The sequence below is a fragment of the Janthinobacterium sp. FT14W genome, from assembly GCF_009208755.1.
Classification (GTDB): Bacteria; Pseudomonadota; Gammaproteobacteria; order Burkholderiales; family Burkholderiaceae_D; genus Janthinobacterium; species Janthinobacterium violaceinigrum.
In genome coordinates this window covers 24,092-47,856 of the sequence record NZ_WFLL01000029.1, presented here as the reverse complement: position 1 = coordinate 47,856, position 23,765 = coordinate 24,092, and the positions used below count along the sequence as shown (strand labels likewise).

Below are 23,765 nucleotides of genomic sequence, written 5' to 3'. Positions count from 1 at the left end.
TCGAGTAAGAGAGATAGGAGCGACGGCGCTGCTTACTGCGCGCTCACGCTGTCCGGTTGCGGCTGGACATTGCTGGCCACGCCAACGGTCTGCAGCGCTGCAATGGTGGTTTTTTGCTTGGTTGCTTCGCGGCGGTGACGGAACACGGTCGGCGTCAGGGCCAGGACGCCCAGGCTGGCGCCGGCGACAAAAAAGCCCAGCAGCATCAGGACCAGGGGGCCGCGAATTTCATAATTGAGGAACACATGCAGGTCGACAACCTGCGCATTCTTCAGCGCAAAACTGAAGAACAGAACGAAGAGAACACAGCCAACGATGGTGGAGATGATTTTCATCGAAAGGTCCAGAGTGAACAAAAAAATGCCCGTGCCACATGACACAAACGTAGGGCGCTGATCAAACCGTAGCGAGCGGCAGTGATTTGTGGCCGAGAAGCGCAACCGTACTGAAGTACGGTGAGCATCGCCGGCCGCAAAGCGCGACGCGCAGTAGGTTTGATCAGTGCTCTACAGCATATTAACAAAAAAAAGCGGCATCCAAGGACGCCGCTTTCTATGTCGCCTTCCAGCAGACGATTAATCCTCGATGATCGGTTGTCCGACCATCGCGTCCACCCGCTCGCGCAACTGTTTGCCCGGTTTGAAGTGGGGCACCCGTTTTTCGGGCACCATCACCTTGTCGCCGGATTTCGGGTTGCGGCCGATGCGCGGGGGCCTGCTGTTCAGGGCAAAACTGCCAAAACCGCGGATCTCGATACGCTGGCCCGTCGCCAGGGCGTTGGTCATCGCATCGAGAATGGTCTTGACGGCATACTCCGCATCTTTCGCCACCAGCTGAGAATAACGCTCAGCGAGGCGGTTGATCAGCTCGGACTTTGTCATCTGCCGTATCCGCAGTCTTAGTTCTTGTTATCGAACTTAGCTTTCAACAAGGCGCCCAGGCTGGTGGTGCCCGAAGCTGCGTTGTTGTCGGTCGCTGCCATCTTCTGCATGGCTTCCTGGGTTTCAACGTTGTCTTTCGCTTTGATCGACAGTTGGATACCACGGGCTTTGCGGTCGATGTTCAACACCATGGCTTCGACGGTGTCGCCGACTTTCAGGTGCGTACCAGCATCTTCAACGCGGTCGCGCGAGATTTCGGAAGCGCGCAGGTAGCCTTCGACTTCTTCGGACAGTTGGATCACGGCGCCTTTAGGCTCAACCGATTTAACGGTACCGGTTACCAGCGAGCCCTTGTCGTTCATGGCTGCGAAGTTGTTGAATGGGTCACCTTCCAGTTGCTTGACGCCCAGGGAAACGCGCTCGCGCTCAACGTCGATAGCCAGAACGATGGCTTCCAGTTCGTCACCTTTCTTGAAGCGACGCACGGCTTCTTCGCCGGTTTCGGTCCAGGACAGGTCGGACAGGTGCACCAGACCGTCGATGTTGCCGGCCAGGCCGATGAACACGCCGAAGTCGGTGATCGATTTGATCGCGCCGCGGACTTTGTCACCTTTCTTATGGGTAACACCGAAGTCGTCCCATGGATTGGCTTTGCACTGTTTCATGCCCAGCGAAATACGACGACGCTCTTCGTCGATTTCCAGAACCATCACTTCTACTTCGTCGCCCAGTTGGACAACTTTGTTAGGAGCAACGTTTTTGTTCGTCCAGTCCATTTCGGAAACGTGTACCAGACCTTCGATACCCTGTTCCACTTCAACGAACGCGCCGTAGTCGGTCAGGTTCGTTACTTTACCGAACAGACGGGTGCTTTGTGGGTAACGACGGGACAGACCGGTCCAAGGATCGTCGCCCAGTTGTTTCACGCCCAGCGAAACACGGTTTTTCTCTTGATCGTATTTCAGGACTTTGGCGGTGATTTCCTGGCCAACCGTCAGAACTTCCGACGGGTGACGTACACGGCGCCATGCCAGATCGGTGATGTGCAGCAGGCCATCGATACCGCCCAGATCCACGAACGCGCCGTAGTCGGTGATATTTTTGACGACGCCGGTCACGACCGTGCCTTCTTTCAGCGTTTCCATCAGTTTCTGACGCTCTTCGCCCATCGAAGCTTCGATGACGGCGCGGCGGGACAGAACCACGTTGTTACGCTTGCGATCCAGCTTGATCACTTTGAATTCGAGGGTTTTGCCTTCGAATGGGGTGGTGTCTTTGACAGGACGGGTATCAACCAGCGAGCCCGGCAGGAACGCGCGGATGCCGTTGGTCAACACGGTCAGACCGCCTTTGACTTTACCATTGACGGTACCGACGACGATTTCGCCCGATTCCATCGCTTTTTCCAGAGCCAGCCACGAAGCCAGACGCTTGGCTTTATCGCGCGACAGGATGGTATCGCCGAAACCGTTTTCCAGCGATTCGATCGCCACGGAAACGAAGTCACCAACTTTGACTTCCAGTTCGCCGTGGTCGTTCTTGAATTCTTCGACAGGGATGAATGCTTCGGATTTGAGGCCAGCGTTCACGATCACGAAATTGTGGTCGAGGCGCACGACTTCAGCGGAAATAACTTCGCCGGAGCGCATATCTTGACGCGACAACGATTCCTCGAAGAGCGCAGCAAAACTTTCCATACCGGTAGATTCGTTAGTTGTAACAGTAGACATAGGGTTCACACAGGTTATCCAGCAGAGATCGCACGATGCGACTTAAACTGGGTTAGGTTTTTGACACACCCGGACAGGCCAGGAGCCGTCAACGGGCACCACATAGCTCGCGCTATTTTGTTGCAGCGGCATACCATTTCAACACGGTTTCAACGGCTTCATCCGCCGTCATTGCCGAGGTATCGAGGACATGCGCCCCTTCCGCGGGGACCAGCGGCGCAATCGCACGGTGAGTATCACGTTCGTCCCGCGCCTGCAAATCCATCAGAAGGTCTTCCATATTAGCAGAAAACCCCTTGTCTATCAATTGCTTGTAGCGCCGTTGCGCGCGCGCCTCGACGCTGGCCGTGAGGAACACCTTCAGCGGGGCGTGCGGGAAGATCACCGTGCCCATGTCGCGTCCGTCCGCCACCAGGCCCGGCGTCTTGCGAAACCCCAGCTGCAAGCCCACCAGCGCATGGCGCAAGGTTGGCAATACGGCAATTTTCGACGCCGTATTGCCCACTTCTTCGGCACGGATCAGCTCGGTGACGTTTTCCTGCGCCAGCAGGATCTCGCCGCCCGCGAAATGGCAGGGCAAGTGCTCGGCCAGCTTGGCCAGCGCGTGCTCGTCGCGCAAGTCCGTGCCGCGGCGCAGCGCCGTCAGGGCCGTCAGGCGGTACAGCGCGCCCGAGTCCAGGTAATGAAAGCCCAGCTTGTCGGCCACGCGGTGCGCCACCGTGCCCTTGCCGGAAGCGGTGGGGCCGTCGATGGCGATGACTGGAATATTGGAGGTCGGCATTGGGTTATGGATCAATTATTATGTATCAATTAAATTAAGGTGTCCTTCGCAATCCCCGCAAACGCGGCGAAATACTCGGGGAAGGTCTTGGCCACGCATTTCGGGTCGTTGATGCGCATTTCATTGCCGCGCCGCGCCGCGCCATCCAGCGAGGCCAGCGAAAAGCACATGGCCATGCGGTGGTCGTCATACGTATCGATGGTGGCAGCCAGAATCTGCGCCGGCGGCGTCACGCGCAGGTAGTCCGCGCCCTCGTCCACTTCCGCGCCCAGCTTGCGCAACTCCGTTGCCATGGCGGCCAGGCGGTCCGTTTCCTTGACCCGCCAGCTGGCGATATTGCGCAGGGTCGAAGTGCCGTCCGCATACAGGGCGGCCACGGCGATCGTCATGGCCGCGTCGGGGATGTGGTTGAAATCCATGTCGACGGCTTTCAGCACGCCGTTCGAGCGGGCTTCGATCCAGTTTTCGCCCATGGTGATGGTCGCGCCCATCTGCTGCAAGGCTTCGACGAAGCGCACGTCGCCCTGGATGCTGTCGCGCCCCACGCCTTCCACGCGCACGGGACCGCCGCCGATGGCGCCGGCCGCCAGGAAGTAGGAGGCCGACGAAGCGTCGCCCTCGACGTGGATGGTGCCCGGGCTCTGGTACTGCTGGCCCGGCTGCACGGTGAACGACTGCCAGCCGTCATGTTCGACCGTCACGCCGAAACGGCGCATCAGGTTCAGGGTGATCTCGATGTACGGCTTCGAGATCAGCTCGCCCGTGACGTCGATGGTCACGGCATGGCCGCGCGCCATCAGCGGCGCCACCATCAGGAGGGCCGTCAGGAACTGGCTCGACACGTTGCCGCGCACGGCGATGCGCTGGGCTGCAATGTGGCCGCGGCGGATGCGCAGCGGCGGGAAACCCTGCTCGCCCGTGTACTCGATCTGCGTGCCGACGGCGTTCAGCGCGTCAACCAGGTCGCCGATGGGACGCTCGTGCATGCGCGACACCCCGTGCAGGGTGTAGTCGCCGCCGATGACGGCCAGCGCCGCCGTCAGCGGACGGATGGCCGTGCCGGCATTGCCCATGAACAGGTCCGCCTCGTGGTGCGGGAAGACGCCGCCGCAGCCTTCCACGTGGTGCACCTGGTGCGCCGTGGCCGGGTCGCCCGTCAATTCATCCTGCGTCCATTTGACGCCCAGCGAGGTCAATGCCGTGAGCATGACGAAAGTGTCGTCGGAGGCCAGCAGGTCGATGATCTTCGTCGTGCCCTTGGCCAGCGCGGCCAGCAGCAGCACGCGGTTGGAAATGCTTTTCGAGCCGGGCAGGCGCACCGTGCCTTCGGCATGCATCACGGGCGTCAAGTCGATATGGTGGGGATATTGCTTGGTCTGGGTCATGCTGGAATCCTTCAATTATTGTGTGGGCGCGGGCGCTTCCGCCGTTTCGATCGCCTCGATCCATTGCTGGCGCGCGTGCTGGGCGTTCGCATACACGCCCTCGATGGCGGCGCCGTCGTTCGCAGCCAGGTGGGCACGCAAGGCCGTCAACTGCGCCAGGTAGGCATCCAGTTCGTGCAGCAGCGCCGGCTGGTTGGCCAGGCTGATGTCGCGCCACATTTCCGGCGACGAGCCGGCGATGCGCGTAAAGTCGCGAAAGCCGCTGGCCGCATACTGGAACAGCAGGCCCGCGTGCGGCTTCCTGGCGATGTCGTCGACCAGCGCAAAGGCCAGCAGGTGCGGCAAATGGCTGACGGCGGCAAACACCTTGTCATGTTCTTCGGGGCTCAAGGTGTGCAGGATGGCGCCGCAGGCACGCCACGCGGCCGCTACCCGCGCCACATCGGCCGCGCCATTTTCCGCCAGCGGCGTGAGCACCACTTTCTTGCCCCGATACAGGTCGATGATGGCCGCATCGGGGCCATTCGTCTCGCGTCCCGCGATCGGGTGGCCGGGCACGAACTGCCCCGCCTTGCCGCCGAGCGCCGCGCGCGCGGCCGCCACCACGTCGCTTTTCGTGCTGCCCGCATCGGTGACGATGGTAGCCGGCTGCAGGTGCGGCGCGATGGACGCCAGGATGGCGCCCGTCTGCGCCACGGGCGCGGCCAGCAGCACCAGGTCGGCGCCCGCAAGCGCCGCGGCCATGTCGCCGCCGATTTCGTCGATGATGCCCAGCTCCAGCGCGCGCGCCATCGACGCTGGCGAGCGGCCCATGCCGACCACGGTTTGCACCGCGCCAGCATGCTTCAAGGCGCGCGCGAACGAGCCGCCGATCAGGCCTACGCCGAAGATGACGATTTTTTTCAGTGCAGGCGTCGTCATATCGTCAGGCCAGCGCTTTCGTCAGCGCGGCGATGAAGATGGCGTTTTCCTGCGGCAGGCCGATGGAGATGCGCAGCCATTGCGGCAAGCCATAGCTGCCCACGGGGCGCACGATCACGCCCTGTTTCAGCAGCGCCAGGTTGACGCGCGCGCCGGCGCCGTCGTCGTCGCCCACTTTCACCAGCACGAAATTGCCGTGCGACGGCACGTATTCCAGGCCCAGTTGCGTGAACGCTTGCGTGAACTGCTGGTAGCCGGCCGCGTTGTTGCGCGCGCTTTGCTCGAGGAAGTCCTTGTCGTTCAGGGCCGCGATCGCTGCTGCCTGCGCCAGCGAGTTCACATTGAACGGCTGGCGGATGCGGTTCATCAGGTCCGTCAACGCCGGCTGGGCGATGGCAAAGCCGACGCGCAGGCCGGCCAGGCCGTAGGCCTTCGACAGGGTGCGCGAGACCACCAGGTTCGGATACTGGCGCACCCAGGCCGTCGATTCGTACTGGTCGTCGACCGACAGGAACTCGTTGTAGGCTTCGTCCAGCACCACCACCACGTGCTGCGGCACTTTCTGCAGGAACGCTTCCAGCTGCGCCGCCGTCAGGAAGGTGCCGGTCGGGTTGTTCGGATTGGCGATGAAGACCAGGCGCGTGTCGTCGGCAATTGCCGCCGCCATCGCGTCCAGGTCATGGCCATAGGCTTGCGCCGGCACGACGATGTGGCGCGCGCCCAGGCCTTGCGTGGCCAGCGCGTACACGGCAAACGAGTACTGCGAATACACCACGGACTGGCCGTGTTCGACAAACGCGTGCGCGGCGATTTCCAGGATGTCGTTGCTGCCGTTGCCCAGGGTGATCCAGTCGGCCGGCACGTCATAGCGCTTCGACAGCACGGCTTTCAGGTCGAAGCCGTTGGCGTCCGGGTAGCGGCCCAGGTCATCGATGGCGGCGATCATCGCCTGCTTGGCCGATTCCGGCATGCCGTACGGGTTTTCATTCGACGCCAGCTTGACGATGGCTGCCTCGTCGAGGCCGAATTCGCGCGCGACTTCCGCGATCGGTTTGCCGCTCTGGTAAGGGGCGATGGCGCGGACGTATTCTGGACCGATATTTTTAGACATGGTGTTCTTTAAAAGTTGGTGAATGATTAGGCTGGTGGCTGTTGTCGGGTTACGCTGCGCGAACCCAAACTACGGCTTATTGTAGGCCGGATCAGGCCGCAGGCCGTAATCCGACACCACCGTCGACGTCACAGACTGACAGGATACGACCCCAGCACCTTGAAAAACGCCGCGTTGCCCTGCAACTCGGCCAGCGCCTGGGCGACGGCTGCATCGTGCACGTGACCTTCCACATCGACATAGAAATAATACTCCCAGCTGCCCATGCGCGCCGGACGCGACTCGAAGCGCGTCATCGACACGCCGTGTTTCGCCAGCGGCGCGAGCAGCTGGTACACGGCGCCCGCCTTGTTCGGCACGGCCAGCACCAGCGAGGTCTGGTCCTTGCCCGACGGCGCCGTCTGCAAGGTCCCCACGACGGCAAAGCGCGTGCGGTTGTGCGGGTCGTCCTGGATATGGCCCTTGACCACGCCCAGCTTGTACTGCGCGCCCGCCAGTTCGCTGGCAATCGCCGCCACCGTGCCGTCTTCGCCGGCCAGGCGGGCCGCCTCGGCATTCGACGCCACGGCGCGGCGCTCGATGTGCGGGTAGTTCTGGTTCAGCCAGACCTGGCACTGGGCCAGCGCCTGCGAATGGGCGCAGATGGACGTGACGCCATCCATGTTGCCGCTCTTCGTCATCAGGCTGTGGTGCACGGCGATGGCCACTTCGCCGCTGATGATGAGACTGGTCTGCAGCATCATATCGAGCGTGCGGTTGACGGCGCCTTCCGAGGAATTCTCGATCGGCACCACGCCGAAATCGGCCGTCCCCGCTTCGGCGGAGCGGAACACTTCATCGATGGACGCGCACGGCAAGCCTTCGACGGCGCTGCCGAACTGCTGGTACACGGCCTGCTCGCTGAAGGTGCCGGCCGGGCCCAGATAGGCGACGGTGACCCTCTTTTCCAGCGAGCGGCAGGACGACATGATTTCGCGGAAGATGGTCTGCACTTCGCGGTCGCCCATGGGGCCGGGATTGCGCTCGGCCACGCCGCGCAGCACCTGCGCCTCGCGTTCGGGACGGAACACGGGCGCCTGCGTCTCGGCTTTCACGTGGCCCACTTGCTGGGCGATTTGCGCGCGGCGGTTCAGCAGGTCGAGGATTTGCGCGTCGATCGCATCGATCTGTTCGCGCAGCGGTTTCAATTTATCGGTCATGGTTGGTTTGTTTCGTCAGCTGTACTTCAATCATGGCCGCGCGGCCTGCGCCGGCGGCGGGCCGGCGCGCTTACTCATGAGAATGCCGGACAAAATGATCAGGGCTAGGCGCGTTGCCGCTGACAGTACGAATGTACGACAAGGCAATGCAACAACGCCCTGGACTTTTTGGCAGGCATTCTAGCGTCCGGCAAACTCGTTCAGATAATTCACTAAGGCTTGCACGCCTTCGATCGGCATCGCGTTATAAATCGATGCACGCATGCCGCCGACGGACTTGTGGCCCTTCAGTTGCAGCAGGCCGCGCTGCTTGGCGCCGGCCAGGAATGCGTCGTTCAGACTTTCGTCGCGCAGATAGAACGGGATGGTCATGCGCGAGCGGTAGGCCGGTTCGACCCGGTTCTGGTAAAAGTCGTCCGCATCGAGCGCCGCGTACAGCAGCGCCGCTTTCTCAATATTACGCTGTTCCATGGCTGCAACGCCACCTTGCCGTTTCAGCCACTGGAAAACCAGGCCGGCGATATAGATGCCGTAGGTGGGCGGCGTGTTGTACATCGACTCATGTTCGGCCACGATGGTCCAGTCGAAAGCGGACGGGCAGATCGGCAGCGCCTTGCCCAGCAAGTCTTCGCGCACGATGACGACCGTCAGGCCGGCCGGGCCGATGTTTTTCTGCGCGCCGCCAAAGATCACGCCGTATTGCGACACATCAATGACGCGCGACAAAATGTGCGAGGACATGTCGGCCACGATGGTCGTGCCTGCCGGCACCTCCGGCGCCTGCTGGAATTCCACGCCGTCGATGGTTTCATTGGTGCAGATGTGCAGGTAGGCGGCGCCCGGCGTCAGCTTCCATTCGGCGACCGGCGGCACGCCCGTGAAACGGGCCGCCCTGGACGACGCGGCCACGTTGACGCTGGCATACTTGGCCGCTTCCTGGATCGACTTGCCGGACCAGGAGCCCGTATGCACGAAGTCCACGGTGGCCGGCTGCTGCGCGGCCAGGCCCGCCAGGTTCATGGGAATGATGGCGTTCTCGCCCAGGCCGCCGCCCTGCAGGAACAGGATCTTGTAGTTGGCGGGCACGGCCAGCAGCTCGCGCAGGTCGGCCACTGCCTGCTGGTAGATGGAGATGAATTCAGGACCACGGTGGCTCATTTCCATCACCGACATGCCGCTGCCATGCCAGTCCTGCATTTCCGCGGCCGCTTGCGCCAGCACTTCCTTGGGCAGTACGGCCGGTCCGGCGGAGAAGTTATAGATATGGGTCACGAGGCTATCCTTGGCAAAAATGGGAATTATTGGGGCGACTGCGTGGCCGCCCGCATGACCTGGTCAAGCACGGCATTCACGCGCGGGATCAGCACGCGCTGGCTGATGGCCATCGACTCGGCCGACAGCTGCGGCATGGTCGCCAGCATCTTGCGCCCCAGCGGCGTCTTGTAGAAGGTCGTCAGCTGCTCGACTTCGGGCACCGTGTAAAAGCGCGCGTACAGGGGCACCATTTCGGCGGCCAGTTCGTCGATCAGGGTCGGGTCTGCCAGCACCTGCGTCAGGGTGGCGATGGCGACGGGGATTTCTTCCTCGGCGCTGGCCAGCGCGCGCGCCTTGCGCTGCTCGTCCAGGTTCGGGTTGCTGCTGATCTGCTGCTGCGCCGACTGGCGGATCATGGCGGGCACCGATTGCAGCATCTGGTCGAAGATGCTGCGCGTGAGCTGCGGGAATTGCATCGCCTCGAGCATGCGCCGCACGGCCACTTTCATGGCGGGGCTGGGCGCGGCCTGGCGGGCGGGCGTGGCTTGCGCGTTCTGGGCCAGGGCCGGCAGGGTCGCAAGGAAGGCCAGCGAAAACGCGGCGAAGAAGGTGGCGACGATTTTTCTCATGGCATGCGGGACTTTACAAAAGCGGGGAACATCTGAAAAACGCAGGCTGGCGCCGCAACTGGCGCGCCAATAGCAATTGGGGCTCCCGAAAGAGCCCCAATCATCTTACTCCGGCTGCGCCGGGTCGACAGGATCGGCTGGTTCAGCCGCCGCCGGCGCGGCATCCGCGCCCGCCTCCGTCGTCAGCTCGACTTCGTCGATATCCGTCTCCACCACGCGCTGCAGGCCGGACAGCTTGGTGCCGTCTTCCACGGCGATCAGGGTCACGCCCTGCGTCGCGCGGCCCATCTCGCGGATTTCCGACACGCGGGTGCGGATCAGCACGCCACCGGTGGTGATCAGCATGATTTCATCGCTGGTATCGACCAGGGTCGCGGCAACCACCTTACCGTTGCGCTCGCTGGTCTGGATGGCGATCATGCCTTTCGTGCCGCGGCCATGGCGCGTGTACTCGGTGATCGGCGTACGCTTGCCGTAGCCGTTTTCCGTGGCCGTCAGCACCGACTGCTGCTCGTTCTCGGCCACCAGCAAGGCGATCACGTGCTGGCCTTCTTCCAGGTTCATGCCGCGCACGCCGCGCGCCGTGCGGCCCATCGGACGCACGTCGTTTTCGTCGAAGCGCACTGCCTTGCCCGAATCGGAGAACAGCATCACGTCGTGCTGGCCATCGGTCAGCGCCGCGCCGATCAGGAAGTCGCCGTCGTCCAGGTCGACCGCGATGATGCCGGCTTTGCGTGGATTGCTGAAGTCCTTCAGCGGCGTCTTCTTGACGGTACCGAGGCTGGTCGACATGAACACGTAATGGTCTTCCGGGAAGGTGCGGTTCTCGCCCGACAGCGGCAGGATCACGGTGATCTTTTCGTTGTCCTGCAGCGGGAACATGTTGACGATCGGCTTGCCGCGCGAATTGCGCGAGCCTTGCGGCACTTCCCACACCTTCAGCCAGTACATGCGGCCGCGATCCGAGAAGCACAGGATGTAGTCGTGCGTGTTGGCGATGAACAGCTGGTCGATCCAGTCTTCCTCTTTCGTCGCCATCGCCTGCTTGCCGCGGCCGCCGCGCTTCTGCGCGCGGTATTCGGTGATCGGCTGCGCCTTCATGTAGCCGGTGTGCGACAGGGTCACGACCATGTCCTGCGGCGTGATCAGGTCTTCCGTTTCCAGGTCGGTGGCATTGAGTTCGATCTGCGAGCGGCGCACATCCTTGTTGCCGGCGCCGTATTCGTTCTTCGCCGCCGTCATTTCATCGGTGATGATGACGGTGACGCGTTCCGGCTTGGCCAGGATGTCGAGCAGGTCGGCGATATGTGCCATAACGTCCTTGTACTCGTTGACGATCTTGTCCTGTTCCAGGCCGGTTAGGCGCTGCAGGCGCATCTGCAGAATTTCCTGCGCCTGGTCGTCCGACAGCTTGTACAGGCCATCCATCTGCATGCCGTAGTGCTTCGGCAGGTTTTCCGGACGGTAGGCGTCCACGCCGCCCGGCGTCGTGCCGTCGCCCGTGCGGGCCAGCATTTCGCGCACGACGGACGAATCCCAGGCCTTGGCCATCAGCTCGACCTTGGCGATCGGCGGCGTCGGCGCGGCCTTGATGATGGCGATGAAGTCATCGATGTTGGCCAGCGCGACTGCCAGGCCTTCCAGTACGTGACCGCGTTCGCGCGCCTTGCGCAGTTCGAACACGGTGCGGCGCGTGACCACTTCGCGGCGGTGCGACAGGAAGCATTGCAGCATCTGCTTGAGGTTCAGCAGCTTCGGCTGGCCGTCGACCAGGGCCACCATGTTCATGCCGAAAGTGTCCTGCAACTGGGTCTGCTTGTACAAGTTGTTGAGCACCACTTCCGGCACTTCGCCCCGTTTCAGCTCGATCACCACGCGCATGCCCGACTTGTCGGATTCGTCGCGGATGTCGGAAATGCCGTCGAGCTTCTTGTCGCGCACGTTTTCGGCGATGCGTTCCAGCAAGGATTTCTTGTTGACCTGGAATGGCAGCTCGTCGACGATGATGGCGATGCGGCCGCCATCCTTGCCGTACTCTTCGAAGTGGGTCTTGGCGCGCATGACGACGCGGCCGCGGCCCGTACGATAGCCGTCGCGCACGCCGGACACGCCATAGATGATGCCGGCCGTCGGGAAATCGGGCGCCGGGATCAGCTCGATCAATTCATCGATCGTGCAATCGGGGTTGCGCAGCACGTGCAGCGCGCCGTCGATGACTTCCGTGATGTTGTGTGGCGGAATGTTCGTCGCCATGCCGACGGCGATACCGGACGAGCCGTTGATCAGCAGGTTCGGGATACGCGTCGGCAAGACCGTCGGTTCCTTTTCCTTGCCATCGTAGTTGGGCTGGAAGTCGACGGTATCCTTGTCGATATCGGCCAGCAGCTCGCTGGCGATCTTGTCCAGGCGGCACTCGGTGTAACGCATCGCCGCGGCGCCATCGCCGTCGACGGAACCGAAGTTGCCCTGGCCATCGACGAGCATGTAGCGCAGCGAAAAATCTTGCGCCATGCGCACCAAGGTGTCGTAGATCGAGGCATCGCCGTGGGGATGGTATTTACCCATGGTTTCGCCGACCACGCGGGCGCACTTGACGTAAGGGCGGTTCCACACGTTATTCATTTCATGCATCGCGAACAAGACGCGGCGGTGTACTGGCTTCAAGCCATCACGCGCATCGGGCAAGGCGCGACCGACGATCACGCTCATGGCGTAATCGAGGTAGCTCTTGCGCATCTCTTCTTCGAGGGAAATAGGAATTGTTTCTTTTGCGAATTGATCCATTGGCGGTTCGACTGATCTCAGGCTGTGGTTAACTTATCTGTTACGCAATGTATGACGCAATACTGCATATCCTAGGCGGCTGTCGTCGTGGACGCCGCGCCGCGCGCTGCTGGCGCGGCCCGGCCTCCATGTCGCAGAGTGCCTGCAAATCGGCGGGCTGGCGGTACGGCCAGTACGCGTACCGCAGGGGTACGTCCTGGCCATGCCGTGCCGCCGTGGGCATTTGCCCGACACTCTTAACAGTCAAGCGCACGATTTTAGCATGCGCGCCCAGCTCCCTGTATAAATTGGCCATGCCGACAATATTGTCAGTTTGCACCGTGGGCGTGCACACCAGCCTGCCGATAATGCACAATGGCAATACCAGTTCAAGACACCTGCCCTGAAAAGAGGCAAAAAAAGCGATCAATTGTTACAGCCGCGTTACAAATGGGCATTTTCGTTGCGCAAAAACAACGCACGGTCTAAAATCGGGCAAGCTTTGATTTAACCACGGTCGTGCGCCCCTGATGCGTGTGGCAAAATGACTGGGAAGTTAATTGCTAGTTTCGCAATCTGAAACGAGCGCATATGGTCTACATGATAAAATCTTGGCACGTAGCACCAGTAGCGCAGTGTTGTTCTGCGGATATCACCCCCCGAAAGGAAAAAAGAATGAATAAATTTGTAACGCTGTTTTTCGCTGCATCCGCAGTGATTGCTGGCTCGGCTTCGGCCCAAACCCCAACCTCCCCACCGTTCGCGCCAGTTACCACTGACATCAAGGCACCAAGCCCAAAAAGCGCTTACGTGCAAGATGCTCGCGGCGTCATCGTGCGTGACCCATTCGGTCTGTGCTGGCGTACCGGCTACTGGACACCTGCTGACGCGGTGCCAGGTTGCGACGTGCCACTGTGCGTAGAGCCAGAAACCCTGCAAGACGGCAAATGCGTAGCACCGCCAGCACCAGTCGTACCAGCACCGGCACCAGTCGTTGTTGCTCCAGTGCCAGTCGTCGTTGCTCCTACCTCGGAAAAAGTCAGCTTCGCTGCTGATGCATTCTTCGATTTCGACAAAGCTACGCTGAAGCCAGAAGGCAAAGCCAAGCTGGACGAGCTGTCCGCACAACTGGGCGGCATCAACCTGGAAGTCATCATCGCCGTGGGTCACACCGACTCCGTCGGCACCGATGCTTACAACCAAAAACTGTCGGTACGTCGTGCTGATGCTGTCAAAGCCTACCTGGTCTCCAAAGGCGTTGAAAGCAACCGCGTGTACACCGAAGGCAAAGGCGAGAAACAACCTGTTGCTGACAACAAAACTGCCGAAGGCCGTGCGAAAAACCGTCGCGTGGAAATCGAAGTTGTTGGTACCCGCAACAAGTAATCGCTGAACCGCTAACCTGCGACTTGCCGCAAGTCATCGCGCAAGTCAAGGCCAGCATGAAAAAACCCCGCCACGGCGGGGTTTTTTTTCGTCCGTTGCTGCCCAATTGTAAAATTGCCGCTATTATTCGACCTATGAACGCCGACCCTCTTGAAATCCAAAAATTCAGTGAGCTGGCCCACCGCTGGTGGGACCCCACTTCCGAGTTTCGTCCCCTGCACGAAATTAACCCCCTGCGCCTGGAATGGATCAACGCGAAAGTGCCGCTGGCCGGCAAGCGCGTGATCGACATCGGCTGCGGCGGCGGCATCCTGGCCGAATCGATGGCCCGCAAGGGCGCCGACGTGACGGGCATCGACCTGTCCGACAAGGCCCTGAAAGTGGCCGACCTGCATAGCCTGGAATCGGGCGCCAAGGTGCGCTACAAGCTGATCGCCGCCGAAGCCATGGCCGAGGAAGAGGCTGGCCAATACGACGTCGTGACCTGCATGGAAATGCTCGAGCACGTGCCGGACCCCGCCGCCATCGTGCAAGCCTGCGCCGCGCTGGTGAAACCGGGCGGCCACGTCTTCCTGTCGACCCTGAACCGCAACCCGAAAGCGTATCTGTTCGCCATTCTGGGCGCCGAATACCTGCTGCGCCTGCTGCCGAAAGGCACGCACGACTATGACAAGTTCATCACTCCCGCCGAACTGTCGCAATACGTGCGCAGCGCCGGCCTGGACGTCAACAGCATGCGCGGCATGGGCTACAATCCGCTGACCAAGATTTACTCACTTAATAGCGATACCAGCGTCAATTATCTGGTGGCCTGCACCCGGCCGCTGTAACCATCACGCACAATACAAGGCGGCTGCGGCCGCCATTTTTCATTCCTACTTGACACACTTTGCCCGCCATGATTACAGCCCCTCTGCCAGCCCCGCGCGCCATCCTGTTCGACCTCGACGGCACCCTGGCCGACACCGCGCCCGACCTGGCGGCGGCCATCAATCTGCTGCGCGCACGCGCCGGCCTGGCGCCCACCCCGTATGAGATCCTGCGCCCCACCGCCTCGGCCGGCGCGCGCGGCATGATAGGCGCGTCCTACGGCATCGCCCCGGGCGAAAGCGGCTACGAAGCCCTGAAGGACGGCTTCCTGAACAATTACGAAGCGGCGCTGGCCGTGGAAAGCCGCTTGTTCGACGGCATCCCCGCCATGCTCGACGGCCTGCAGGCGCTGGGCCTGGCCTGGGGCGTGGTCACCAACAAGGCCGCCCGCTTCACCGACCCGCTGGTGGGCCAGATCGGCCTGGGCGCGGCCGGCTGCGTGATCTCGGGCGACACCATGCCCCACCCGAAACCGCACCCCGCTCCCCTGCTGGAAGCGGCGCGCCGCCTGGACCTGGCGCCGCAGGACTGCTGGTACGTGGGCGACGACCTGCGCGACATCCAGGCCGGCCGCGCCGCCGGCATGCGCACGGTGGCCTGCGCCTGGGGCTACTGCGGTGCCGTCGAACCGCAGCACTGGAACGCCGATCACCTGCTGGACACGCCGCAAGCCTTGCTCGAGCTGGTGACAGGCGTAGTGAAGGCGGCGCAGGACAGGCATCTGGCGGCGTAAGTCCGCACGCGCCGCACTTGTCGCGCCGCCCTACGAATGCATCATGCAAGAGTGTGAAGATTGCGCTACAATGAAGGTTCTGTGGGGACGACCTGGTTTCGACGTGGGTTGCAAAGCAGCGCAGGGCATACCGAGGGCGGGCTACCTCGTAAATACAACCTGAAAAAACTTAACTGCAAACGATAACTCGTACGCACTGGCAGCTTAATCGCTGTTAGCTCTAGAACACCTCGTCCCTGGGGTGGGCCGTCAAAAGCTCTAGAGTCATTTACAGGGACTCGTCGTATGCTGGGTTACTTAGCGTCCGACTAAATAATAGGTAACTCGCTTGCCCATAACGTGCACATCCGTGCTGGCTGAGTTAAATTAAATGATAGTGCTAAGTATGTAGAACTGTCTGTGGAGTGCTTGCGGACGCGGGTTCGATTCCCGCCGTCTCCACCACCGAACAAATAAAAAGGGCTTCCCCGTTTCGACGGGGAGGCCCTTTTTATTTGTTCCGTGCATGCAGAACGCTGGCAGCGCATCCGCGTCCGGTACGGACGCGGGGGTTTTGCGGGACTGCGGCGAGCGCAGCTCGGCGCCGCAAAACCGGGTTGCGCTTGCAAGCGCAACCCCCTCCGATTCTTCTGACTAGCTCTTGCGCTGCAGGCGGTTTTTCCTAACGACAACGTTAACGGCTCAGGCCGTGTCCGAATGGCAGACCTGACCCTCGCCCATCGCTTGCAAGCGCAACCCCCTCCGATTCTTCTGACTAGCTCTTGCGCCGCAGGCGGTTTTTCCTAACGACAACGTTAACGGCTCAGGCCGTGTCCGAATGGCAGACCTGACCCTCGCCCATCGCGTGTCCGAATGGCAGACCTGACCCTCGCCCATGACCCTCGCCCATCGCCTAGCTGACTGCAACATTAATGCCCAATGATATAGTGGCGGAATGTATACACTGAAGAAAACTGCCATGAAAAACGACACAACCGCTCGCCCGCAAGCCACCCAGGCACCTGCCAGGCTCAGCAAAGGGGACTTCGTCACCGCTCTGCGCAAGCTGCTGCAAGAAGAAGGAAAGGCCGGCAAGACCAGCGTGGACGTACGCGCTGCGGCCCTGCACACTGACGTAGGCATTTATCCCGCGCGCGGCCACTCGATGCCGACCTGTTGCACGGTGATGTATGAGGAGATGCAGCCGGGTGACGAGATACTGCTGACTCCCCCAGGCGGCAAAGGACCTTCGCTGCTGGTACGGTATAAATTCCCGCGCTGAGAATCGCGGTCTCAAGCTACTGGAGGCGATTCAGAGCGCCAATCGGCTCCGTCCGCTTCCGCTCCAGAGCAGGCTATCGAGACAGGGTCGCGGCAGATAGAATTTCCTCATCCGTCAAATTGCGCGACAAGCAAATTTTGCGCCGCGGGCGTTTTTTCTAACGACGACATCGACCGAATTGAAGCTATGGCACTGCCCCAGCACAGGGACGCGCCGCACCACTTTGAAGTCAAAAGATCACTTCCCCCCTTAAATACCCGATTGCCCTCCAATACTTCTCCAGCCGCGCCAAATCCGTCTGCGTCGGCTCCGCCATTCTCGACAAGTCGCTATTTTCAGCCAGATCAGCCAGCTTGACCGCCTTGCCGACCGGATTCAACGCCGCGCGGGTGGGGAACGCCTCGTACGACTCGCCGTCAATCTTGGTCACGGGGCGCACGCCATCGATTACTTCAGTTGAGAATCTTTCGCGCGCCAGGTCGTCGAAAGTGACTTTTCCAGCGCTGTCCTCCTCCACATCATGCAATACGGCGACAATCTGCTGAGCGCCGGGGGCGACGCGCCGCATGACGCGCAAGGGGTGGCGTATGTACGGCGCCGCCCTTGTCCGTCTGGCCCGCATGGACGGCTGCGGCGATGGCTATCGCGCGCTCCAGGGTGGCGCATCTTGCGTGTTCAGTCATGTTCACTCCACCTTGATTGGCGCCCCCGCTGCGCAGGGCAAGCCGGATGCCGTCCCGCCGGCATTCCAGCATGCCTATCGGAACGCATAAACACCCGCAGCCTGCCGAACACTCTCGCACGGAGACTCGGAGCAGACCTTATTGCGCCCAGATGCCTTGGCCTTGTACAGGGCCGTATCAGCAAGTTCAACCAGTTCAACGGCCTGGTTCTCCAGATGCACCGGCATGAAGGCCGCCACGCCCACACTGGCCGTCACCACGCCAAGAGGATTGCCTCGATGCTCGACACCCAGCGATTGCACGGCATCACGCACCCCTTCCGCCACCGCCAGCGCACCGGCAAGCTCCGTAGCGGGCAATAAAATGACCATTTCCTCGCCGCCATAGCGCGCGGCAAGGTCTCCCGGCCGGCGCATGCTGTAGGCCACCACTTTGCCAATTTTTCTCAGGCACTCGTCACCGGCCACATGTCCGTAAATATCGTTGTATTGTTTAAAAAAATCGACATCGATCAAGACCAGTGCCAACGCACATTTTTCACGCTGGGCCCGGCTGAACTCGGCAAGCAGCGACTGGTCGAAATGGCGCCGGTTCGCCAGCCCGGTCAGCCCATCCTGGTTGGCCAGACGGGCCAGGGTTTCATTGATCAACTCCAGCTCGTTGCGTGCCTCCAGCAATCCTGCCTCGCTCTTCACCCGCAAACCGATTTGCCGCACCACGCGATAGCCTATCAAGGCAAGCAACAGCACCAGTACCCCGCCCACCGCATTTTGCAAGACCGCGTCAAGACGCCATTCGGCCAGCACTTCATCCTGCGAGAATGCGGCAGACACGACCAAGGGGTATTCCTTGATTCTGCGATAGCTGTTGATGCGCGTCACCCCGTCGACGCCCGACTTGATCATGGCGGTGCCAACCGGACTCTTCGACAAGTAGTCATGAAACACCGGAAACATGGAAATATCGCGTCCCAGCAAGCTCTCATCGAACGGCCGGCGCAATAACAAAATCCCGTTACCACTCGCAATGAAAATGGCGCCGTGCTTGCCTATCGAAAAACGCTCATAAAACAGCCTGAAATAATTCATGTTGATGGTTGCCAGTGCCACGCCGCCGAAACTTCCATCGGGCAAATTGATCCGCCGCGATACGGTAACGATCCAGTCTCCCGTTGACTTGCTGCGCACGGGAGGCCCGATATAGGGCCCCCGATCATCATGCGTTCGGTGGTAAATGAAATAATCCCGATCGGAATTATTCAGATTGGTCAACAGCGCTTTCTGGGAATTCACCAGCCACCTGCCATCTTTGGCATAGATGAAGATGCCATGCAGCTGAGGCAACTCGGCTACGCGGGTAACCAGCAATTGATGGATACGGGCCAGTTGCGTATCCGAGACACCGTCATTTTCCACGCGCTCCACCAGGCCGACCAGCACCGTATCCGCCTCTTTGATCGTGTCATACGCATGCTGGGCAACAGAGTGCGCCAGATTGGAGCTTTCGCGCGCGGCCTCATTCAGTTGCACTTCCCGCGCCCGCAACGTCATCCATAACTGGATCGCCAGCAGCGACAGGCAAACCAGTACGACAAATGAGATGGCCAGCGGCAGCAAGGAAAAGCCACGAAAACCTGCTCCCGACCAGCGTAGCGGCAAGCTAAGCGACCTGATCATAGATCAACTCCCCGTTTGATATCCGGCAAAGTGTGCACCAAACAGATGCCAAAAAAACTCACACATCATCACAAGCAAGAGGCAAACATCAGCTTTGCACTGCCCGCGCCCATGCAACGCCGCTGCTTCCCGCTACGCTGACGAGCATGCGGCGCTCCTGCCCCGCCATGGCATCGGCAAGCCCGGCTGCAGTTTGCAATTGTTTGCGATACCGCAATTCCAGACGGAACGGAATGCGAAACAATGCCAGCGCCCCCAACATGATGATGGCGCTCCTGTACGTAGAGCGCGAATGGCGAGCGGCCGGTAGTAGAAAATTTTGGATCGGCACCATAAGCCTGGAACTGAGCGCCTGATACGAAAACACCATGGGCCATGGCCTTGAGCGCCCTTACCATCGTTTCACTGGCTTATGCCGGTGGCAACAGCAATTGGGGCGAATACCGGCCACTCAACGGTACTTATCTGATCTATTCGAATGCCTTGGACGAGCTACAGCCTCCTGCAGCGCATGACCGCAAGATTTCTTTCATGGTCACAGGTGCCGTTGCCAAGGACATGTTTGAGTCCATGGCTCCCGATTCGAAAGACCGCTGCAGCCTGGATAAAGGCTACCGTGAGCGCATCAAGGAAAATATCGCCTGCACCCTCGATCGAGACGGGTACGCGTGCCACCTCGGCATTAACCTGCGCAGCGGAAAAAGCATTGCGGGTGCGATTTGTCAGGTCGCCGTTCTCTGGCGCCGTCAAACGGCGCCAGCCTCGGCATCCCTACCGCCGGCTCAACGGCACATACTCGCCCGGCAAGCCCGCCGCTTCCAGCGCATCGGCAAATGCCAGCAAGAACTTGGCCGGGCCATGTTCGGACACCAGCAGGGAGGCGCCCTTGTGGCGCAGCAGCTTCAAGACTTCCTGCTGGTGCGCCTGGTACTCGCTGGAGTTGCCGTAAAACGTCTGATACATCTCAAGGGTTTCCATGGCCTTGGCGGCCAGGATGAATTCGGGTTTGTCCATGATGTCTCCTCGTCGTTGCTGCTGCCAAAGTGCTGCCAAAACCACGAAAGAATCCGGCAAGACGTCCAGCCGGCGCGGCATGCCATGCCGGTCGCACTGCCTTGCGGCAACCACATCCGTGCTTCCATCATACGCTTCAAGCCGGCCATTGCGCCGTCCTGTCGTGCATTTTTCCTGCCCTGCCGTCCCGCATCGCTTGCAGCACGTCCACCTTGCAGCGTGGCCAGCACGATTCCTCGCGTGCGCGCTAGCCACAGGATTCCGTGCGTGGCATCATGCGCGCTACCCATTCACTTTGGCGACACATGGATCAATATCACTTTCTGGTAGGTGAATTCAAGAAAAATACCCCCTTCATTGCCGCCGCGGCCAGCGCCCAGCTGTTCGCCTGGTTCGCACACATCGGCGAACCCGTCGAGCGCTACGGCAACAAGCGCGGCAAGATCGTCAAGTACTCACAGCGAAATTACGAGAAGATGCTGTTCGCGCCAGAGACCAACAGCATCGGACTGCTTTCGCCCCGTCTCGTGCCGCCCGACGAAGCCTACGAGGCTGTCAACTGCGACGCGCATGCCATGTACTCATCGGACTCGTCGCTGATTCTGTCCATACGCGCCAGCAAGCTTGCGCTGGCGCCGTTGTTCGACGCTGCGCAGGCCATACCCGGCCTGTTCGAGCATTGCGAATATGTGTACTGCTACGCTGAAACGCAGGGCTATGGCACCGGCTACGCACTCGGCTACCGGCAGCTCGATGAGGCCCATCCGATGACCTTTGGCATTCCTTGCCCCGCAAATAACTGGTCCGCCATCAAGCGGCGCGGGCTGCAAGATTCGCACCTGCGCGATGTATATCCCATCAATGGTTTCACGCAAGCCAGACTCGATGCGCTGCCGCCCGAGCGCCGGCAAGCGCTGCGCGACGCGATGCACGCGTATGGCCACTGTGAAGACCATGCCGGCTTGACCTTCTGGTACCTGCCTGCCGAAGAACTGGACGCCGCCCGCGCCGCGCTGAACGCGCACGCCATGCTGGGCGCGTACGTCAACAATTGACCCATGAACACGCACCTTTCCCTGCATTGCTACTTGCAAGATACGCCGTCCGAGCAAGCGCTGCCCTGCTCCGACGTGACGATACAGGCCGACCCGGCCACCCTGCGCGCCATCGCCCATTTTCTGCTGGCCAGCGCGGACACGTTTGAGCAGGCGCAAGAGCGCGCCGGCATGCACGCCCACCTGCAAGACGAATGGGGCGGTTGGCAGGACGACTTCCCCGACCTGGTCGTGGTGGCGGCCTGAGGTGAGACATAGAGCGGCGCCTGCGTCCGCGCGCGTCGGGTAACATACGCCACCTTTGCCACACAGAGATCAACGATGCCCGATTCCCGAACCACCCTGCCCTGGCTGCGCACCGTCGTGCTGGCCGCCGCGCTGGCCAACCTGTCCGCCTGCGCCAGCCCGCCCGCGCACGAAGCGCTGTTCCTCGCCACCACCCTCACGCCCGCGCACTCGTTCACCAAGGGCATCGAAGGCCCGGCCGTCGATGCGGATGGCAATATCTATGCCGTCAACTTTGCGCGCCAGCAAACCATCGGCAAGGTCAGTCCTGGCGGCATGGGCGAGGTGTACCTGACCCTGCCCGGCACCAGCATCGCCAACGGCATCCGCTTCGGCAGCCGCGGCCAGATGTACCTGGCCGACTACATGGAGCACGCGATTTACCTGGTGGACCCGGCCACGCGCGCGCTCACCGTCCACGCGCGCGAGCCGCGCATGACGCAGCCGAACGATATCGCCATCACGGCCGATGACGTGCTGTATGCGAGCGACCCGAACTGGAAGGAAAACACGGGCCGCGTGTGGCGCATCGCGCAAGATGGCACGGTGACCCTGGCGCTCGACACCATGGGCACGGCCAACGGCATCGAGGTCAGCCCCGACGGCAAGATTTTGTACGTGAATGAAAGCGTGCAGCGCAATATCTGGATGTATGACATCGCCGCCGATGGCAGCCTGAGCGGCAAGCGCCTGCTGATCAAGTTCGACGATTTCGGCATGGACGGCATGCGCGTGGACGTCGACGGCAACCTGTACGTGACGCGCTACGGCAAGGGCAGCGTCGTCAAATTGTCGCCGCAGGGACGCATCCTGCGCGAGATCAGCGTGCCCGGCGCCAAGCCCAGCAACATCACCTTCGGCGGCCCCGATGGCCGCACGGCCTACGTGACGGAAGTGGTGCAGGGACGGCTGCTGCAGTTCCGCGTCGACCGCCCGGGCCTGGAGTGGCAGCGGGCGCGGCAGCACAGGGCGAATGCGGCAGCAGCAGCAGCAGCAGCAGCAGCAGCAGCGCCGCCTGCCGCGGCCGAACGCGTCAGCGCGGAATGATGCGTTGCGCCTTCAACTGCTCGAACAGATGGAAGAAGGCGTCCGGCGTATCCTGGTAGTCGAGGAAGCCGGCCTTGCGGCTCTTGCCCATGTCCGTCATCACTTCCATCGGCCGCCCCAGGTCGGCATCCGTATGCCACCAGGAAGCGAGGCGGCCGATGTCAGGCTCCGCCAGACCATGCTGCTGCGCGATGGCGCGCCATTGGGCGGGCGCGTCCTGCATGCGGCCGGCCAGCGGCGCCATCGTCCCGGGCAGGTCCGCCGCCTCGATACCAAAGTACGCGGCCAGGCGGGGCCACAGCCACTTCCAGCGGAACACGTCGCCATTGACGATATTGAAGTCCCCGTTGCGCGCGGCGGGGCTGTCCGCCGCCCACGCCAGGTGGCGCGCGATCTGGCCCGCGTCCGTCATGTCGGACAGGCCGTGCCACTGCGCGGGCGAACCGGGAAACACGAAGGGCTGGCCGCTGGCCTTGCACAGCTGCGCATACACGGCCAAAGTTAATCCCATATTCATGGCATTGCCCAGCGCATAGCCGATGATGGTGTGCGGGCGGTGCACGCTCCACGTAAAACCATATTGCGCGGCCGCTTCAAACAGCCGGTCTTCCTGGGCATAGTAAAAATTCTCGACAGCCTGGCGGCCCTGCTCTTCGCGGAACGGCGTGACGGGCACGGCGCCCTGGCCATACGCGTCGAACGGTCCCAGATAATGCTTGAGGCCCGTCACCAGCGCCGCGTGGCGCAGCTGGCCCGAGGGTCCCAGCGCGGCCAGCACATTGGCCACCATCGCGCCATTGACGCGAATGTTGTCCTGCTCGTTTTCCTGCCGCGCCCAGGCTGTAAAAAAGACGTGGCTGGCATCGAGGCCCGCCAGGCCGGCGGCGACGGCCGCGCCATCGGTCGCGTCGAGCTGCAGGCAAGCGCAGCCGGCGGGCACGGGCGTGCGGCCCCGCGAGACGCCAGTGACCTGCCAGCCTTGCGCCAGCAAATGGCTGGCCAGCTTGCTGCCGATGACGCCGCTGGCGCCGATGATGAGGGCGTGTTTTTGCATGGGATACAAGCTCCAAAAGAAAAAACCATCATATCCGCGACATCAAT

Annotated in this window: 23 protein-coding genes and 1 other RNA gene; 8 read left to right on the top strand and 16 right to left on the bottom strand. The window is 61.5% G+C overall.

Annotated features, from left to right (window positions below; translation table 11 throughout):
• Nucleotides 1-32 precede the first annotated feature (32 nt).
• From GCN74_RS18975 to gyrA, 11 genes are all read right to left on the bottom strand, one after another.
• Nucleotides 33-335 (bottom strand): lipopolysaccharide assembly LapA domain-containing protein, encoded by a 303-nt coding sequence (locus GCN74_RS18975; protein ID WP_034751796.1) that lies wholly within the window; start codon nt 333-335, stop codon nt 33-35.
• Nucleotides 336-575: 240 nt separating this feature from the next.
• Nucleotides 576-881, bottom strand: coding sequence for an integration host factor subunit beta (locus GCN74_RS18970; RefSeq protein WP_008446215.1), 306 nt, complete (start codon nt 879-881; stop codon nt 576-578).
• 17 nt (nt 882-898) lie between these two features.
• Nucleotides 899-2,611, bottom strand: coding sequence for a 30S ribosomal protein S1 (gene rpsA, locus GCN74_RS18965; protein WP_071650172.1), 1,713 nt, complete (start codon nt 2,609-2,611; stop codon nt 899-901).
• Between the two features lie 112 nt (nt 2,612-2,723).
• Nucleotides 2,724-3,392, bottom strand: a complete 669-nt coding sequence (cmk, locus tag GCN74_RS18960; RefSeq protein WP_152258114.1) for a (d)CMP kinase — start codon at nt 3,390-3,392, stop codon at nt 2,724-2,726.
• 29 nt (nt 3,393-3,421) lie between these two features.
• Nucleotides 3,422-4,777, bottom strand: a complete 1,356-nt coding sequence (aroA, locus tag GCN74_RS18955) for a 3-phosphoshikimate 1-carboxyvinyltransferase (RefSeq protein ID WP_152258113.1) — start codon at nt 4,775-4,777, stop codon at nt 3,422-3,424.
• A 15-nt stretch (nt 4,778-4,792) separates the two neighbouring features.
• Nucleotides 4,793-5,698 carry a prephenate dehydrogenase gene (locus tag GCN74_RS18950; protein ID WP_152258112.1) on the bottom strand — a complete coding sequence of 302 codons (906 nt, stop codon included), beginning with the start codon at nt 5,696-5,698 and terminating at the stop codon, nt 4,793-4,795.
• Between the two features lie 4 nt (nt 5,699-5,702).
• A complete protein-coding gene (gene hisC / locus GCN74_RS18945; RefSeq protein WP_152258111.1) occupies nt 5,703-6,809 on the bottom strand; it encodes a histidinol-phosphate transaminase in 1,107 nt (368 codons plus the stop codon).
• A 128-nt stretch (nt 6,810-6,937) separates the two neighbouring features.
• Nucleotides 6,938-8,008, bottom strand: coding sequence for a prephenate dehydratase (gene pheA, locus GCN74_RS18940; protein ID WP_152258110.1), 1,071 nt, complete (start codon nt 8,006-8,008; stop codon nt 6,938-6,940).
• Between the two features lie 180 nt (nt 8,009-8,188).
• The gene (gene serC, locus GCN74_RS18935; protein ID WP_152258109.1) at nt 8,189-9,280 is read right to left on the bottom strand and encodes a 3-phosphoserine/phosphohydroxythreonine transaminase; all 1,092 of its coding nucleotides are present in this window, start codon (nt 9,278-9,280) and stop codon (nt 8,189-8,191) included.
• A 26-nt stretch (nt 9,281-9,306) separates the two neighbouring features.
• Nucleotides 9,307-9,891: a DUF2059 domain-containing protein gene (locus tag GCN74_RS18930; RefSeq protein WP_152258108.1), complete on the bottom strand. Its 585-nt coding sequence runs from the start codon at nt 9,889-9,891 to the stop codon at nt 9,307-9,309.
• A 105-nt stretch (nt 9,892-9,996) separates the two neighbouring features.
• Entirely contained in the window at nt 9,997-12,675 is a 2,679-nt protein-coding gene (gyrA, locus tag GCN74_RS18925) for a DNA gyrase subunit A (RefSeq protein WP_152258107.1), read from the bottom strand.
• Nucleotides 12,676-13,329: 654 nt separating this feature from the next.
• On the opposite strand from gyrA, the gene ompA reads away from it, so the two are divergent.
• From ompA to GCN74_RS18900, 5 genes are all read left to right on the top strand, one after another.
• Nucleotides 13,330-14,040, top strand: coding sequence for an outer membrane protein OmpA (ompA, locus tag GCN74_RS18920; protein ID WP_152258106.1), 711 nt, complete (start codon nt 13,330-13,332; stop codon nt 14,038-14,040).
• 134 nt (nt 14,041-14,174) lie between these two features.
• Nucleotides 14,175-14,870, top strand: coding sequence for a bifunctional 2-polyprenyl-6-hydroxyphenol methylase/3-demethylubiquinol 3-O-methyltransferase UbiG (gene ubiG, locus GCN74_RS18915; protein ID WP_152258105.1), 696 nt, complete (start codon nt 14,175-14,177; stop codon nt 14,868-14,870).
• 68 nt (nt 14,871-14,938) lie between these two features.
• Complete coding sequence (locus tag GCN74_RS18910; RefSeq protein WP_152258104.1) at nt 14,939-15,643, top strand: HAD family hydrolase; 705 nt, start codon at nt 14,939-14,941, stop codon at nt 15,641-15,643.
• An 83-nt stretch (nt 15,644-15,726) separates the two neighbouring features.
• Nucleotides 15,727-16,087, top strand: a transfer-messenger RNA (tmRNA) gene (ssrA, locus tag GCN74_RS18905).
• A 514-nt stretch (nt 16,088-16,601) separates the two neighbouring features.
• Nucleotides 16,602-16,904, top strand: a complete 303-nt coding sequence (locus GCN74_RS18900) for an HNH endonuclease (protein WP_152258103.1) — start codon at nt 16,602-16,604, stop codon at nt 16,902-16,904.
• Nucleotides 16,905-17,133: 229 nt separating this feature from the next.
• Here the strand turns inward: GCN74_RS18900 and GCN74_RS18895 are convergent, their stop codons facing one another.
• From GCN74_RS18895 to GCN74_RS18880, 4 genes are all read right to left on the bottom strand, one after another.
• Nucleotides 17,134-17,472 (bottom strand): guanosine-3',5'-bis(diphosphate) 3'-pyrophosphohydrolase, encoded by a 339-nt coding sequence (locus GCN74_RS18895; protein WP_226939116.1) that lies wholly within the window; start codon nt 17,470-17,472, stop codon nt 17,134-17,136.
• A 189-nt stretch (nt 17,473-17,661) separates the two neighbouring features.
• Nucleotides 17,662-19,263, bottom strand: coding sequence for a sensor domain-containing diguanylate cyclase (locus GCN74_RS18890; RefSeq protein WP_152258102.1), 1,602 nt, complete (start codon nt 19,261-19,263; stop codon nt 17,662-17,664).
• Between the two features lie 88 nt (nt 19,264-19,351).
• A complete protein-coding gene (locus tag GCN74_RS18885) occupies nt 19,352-19,633 on the bottom strand; it encodes a hypothetical protein (protein WP_152258101.1) in 282 nt (93 codons plus the stop codon).
• A 401-nt stretch (nt 19,634-20,034) separates the two neighbouring features.
• Nucleotides 20,035-20,277: a hypothetical protein gene (locus tag GCN74_RS18880; protein ID WP_152258100.1), complete on the bottom strand. Its 243-nt coding sequence runs from the start codon at nt 20,275-20,277 to the stop codon at nt 20,035-20,037.
• A gap of 263 nt (nt 20,278-20,540) precedes the next feature.
• On the opposite strand from GCN74_RS18880, the gene GCN74_RS18875 reads away from it, so the two are divergent.
• The 3 genes from GCN74_RS18875 (at nt 20,541) to GCN74_RS18865 (ending at nt 22,664) form a co-directional block, all read left to right on the top strand.
• Nucleotides 20,541-21,332 (top strand): hypothetical protein, encoded by a 792-nt coding sequence (locus tag GCN74_RS18875; protein ID WP_152258099.1) that lies wholly within the window; start codon nt 20,541-20,543, stop codon nt 21,330-21,332.
• A gap of 3 nt (nt 21,333-21,335) precedes the next feature.
• Complete coding sequence (locus tag GCN74_RS18870; protein ID WP_152258098.1) at nt 21,336-21,578, top strand: hypothetical protein; 243 nt, start codon at nt 21,336-21,338, stop codon at nt 21,576-21,578.
• Nucleotides 21,579-21,653: 75 nt separating this feature from the next.
• Nucleotides 21,654-22,664: an SMP-30/gluconolactonase/LRE family protein gene (locus tag GCN74_RS18865; protein WP_226939115.1), complete on the top strand. Its 1,011-nt coding sequence runs from the start codon at nt 21,654-21,656 to the stop codon at nt 22,662-22,664.
• Here GCN74_RS18865 and GCN74_RS18860 read toward each other — a convergent pair.
• On the bottom strand, nt 22,651-23,718 hold the full coding sequence (locus GCN74_RS18860; protein WP_152258097.1) for an SDR family oxidoreductase: 1,068 nt from the start codon (nt 23,716-23,718) through the stop codon (nt 22,651-22,653). The genes GCN74_RS18865 and GCN74_RS18860 overlap by 14 nt on opposite strands.
• Nucleotides 23,719-23,765: the final 47 nt, after the last annotated feature.

Bases quoted from the DNA above. Each gene is read 5' to 3' on its own strand.
- GCN74_RS18975 (WP_034751796.1), bottom strand. From the start codon at position 335: ATGAAAATCATCTCCACCATCGTTGGCTGTGTTCTCTTCGTTCTGTTC.
- aroA (WP_152258113.1), bottom strand. From the start codon at position 4,777: ATGACCCAGACCAAGCAATATCCCCACCATATCGACTTGACGCCCGTG.
- GCN74_RS18870 (WP_152258098.1), top strand. From the start codon at position 21,336: ATGAACACGCACCTTTCCCTGCATTGCTACTTGCAAGATACGCCGTCC.
- ompA (WP_152258106.1), top strand. From the start codon at position 13,330: ATGAATAAATTTGTAACGCTGTTTTTCGCTGCATCCGCAGTGATTGCT.
- GCN74_RS18910 (WP_152258104.1), top strand. From the start codon at position 14,939: ATGATTACAGCCCCTCTGCCAGCCCCGCGCGCCATCCTGTTCGACCTC.
- pheA (WP_152258110.1), bottom strand. From the start codon at position 8,008: ATGACCGATAAATTGAAACCGCTGCGCGAACAGATCGATGCGATCGAC.
- GCN74_RS18860 (WP_152258097.1), bottom strand. From the start codon at position 23,718: ATGCAAAAACACGCCCTCATCATCGGCGCCAGCGGCGTCATCGGCAGC.
- hisC (WP_152258111.1), bottom strand. From the start codon at position 6,809: ATGTCTAAAAATATCGGTCCAGAATACGTCCGCGCCATCGCCCCTTAC.
- GCN74_RS18900 (WP_152258103.1), top strand. From the start codon at position 16,602: ATGAAAAACGACACAACCGCTCGCCCGCAAGCCACCCAGGCACCTGCC.
- GCN74_RS18865 (WP_226939115.1), top strand. From the start codon at position 21,654: ATGCCCGATTCCCGAACCACCCTGCCCTGGCTGCGCACCGTCGTGCTG.
- ubiG (WP_152258105.1), top strand. From the start codon at position 14,175: ATGAACGCCGACCCTCTTGAAATCCAAAAATTCAGTGAGCTGGCCCAC.
- GCN74_RS18880 (WP_152258100.1), bottom strand. From the start codon at position 20,277: ATGGACAAACCCGAATTCATCCTGGCCGCCAAGGCCATGGAAACCCTT.
- rpsA (WP_071650172.1), bottom strand. From the start codon at position 2,611: ATGTCTACTGTTACAACTAACGAATCTACCGGTATGGAAAGTTTTGCT.
- GCN74_RS18890 (WP_152258102.1), bottom strand. From the start codon at position 19,263: ATGATCAGGTCGCTTAGCTTGCCGCTACGCTGGTCGGGAGCAGGTTTT.
- cmk (WP_152258114.1), bottom strand. From the start codon at position 3,392: ATGCCGACCTCCAATATTCCAGTCATCGCCATCGACGGCCCCACCGCT.
- GCN74_RS18930 (WP_152258108.1), bottom strand. From the start codon at position 9,891: ATGAGAAAAATCGTCGCCACCTTCTTCGCCGCGTTTTCGCTGGCCTTC.
- GCN74_RS18950 (WP_152258112.1), bottom strand. From the start codon at position 5,698: ATGACGACGCCTGCACTGAAAAAAATCGTCATCTTCGGCGTAGGCCTG.
- GCN74_RS18885 (WP_152258101.1), bottom strand. From the start codon at position 19,633: ATGGTGTTTTCGTATCAGGCGCTCAGTTCCAGGCTTATGGTGCCGATC.
- gyrA (WP_152258107.1), bottom strand. From the start codon at position 12,675: ATGGATCAATTCGCAAAAGAAACAATTCCTATTTCCCTCGAAGAAGAG.
- GCN74_RS18970 (WP_008446215.1), bottom strand. From the start codon at position 881: ATGACAAAGTCCGAGCTGATCAACCGCCTCGCTGAGCGTTATTCTCAG.
- GCN74_RS18895 (WP_226939116.1), bottom strand. From the start codon at position 17,472: ATGCGGCGCGTCGCCCCCGGCGCTCAGCAGATTGTCGCCGTATTGCAT.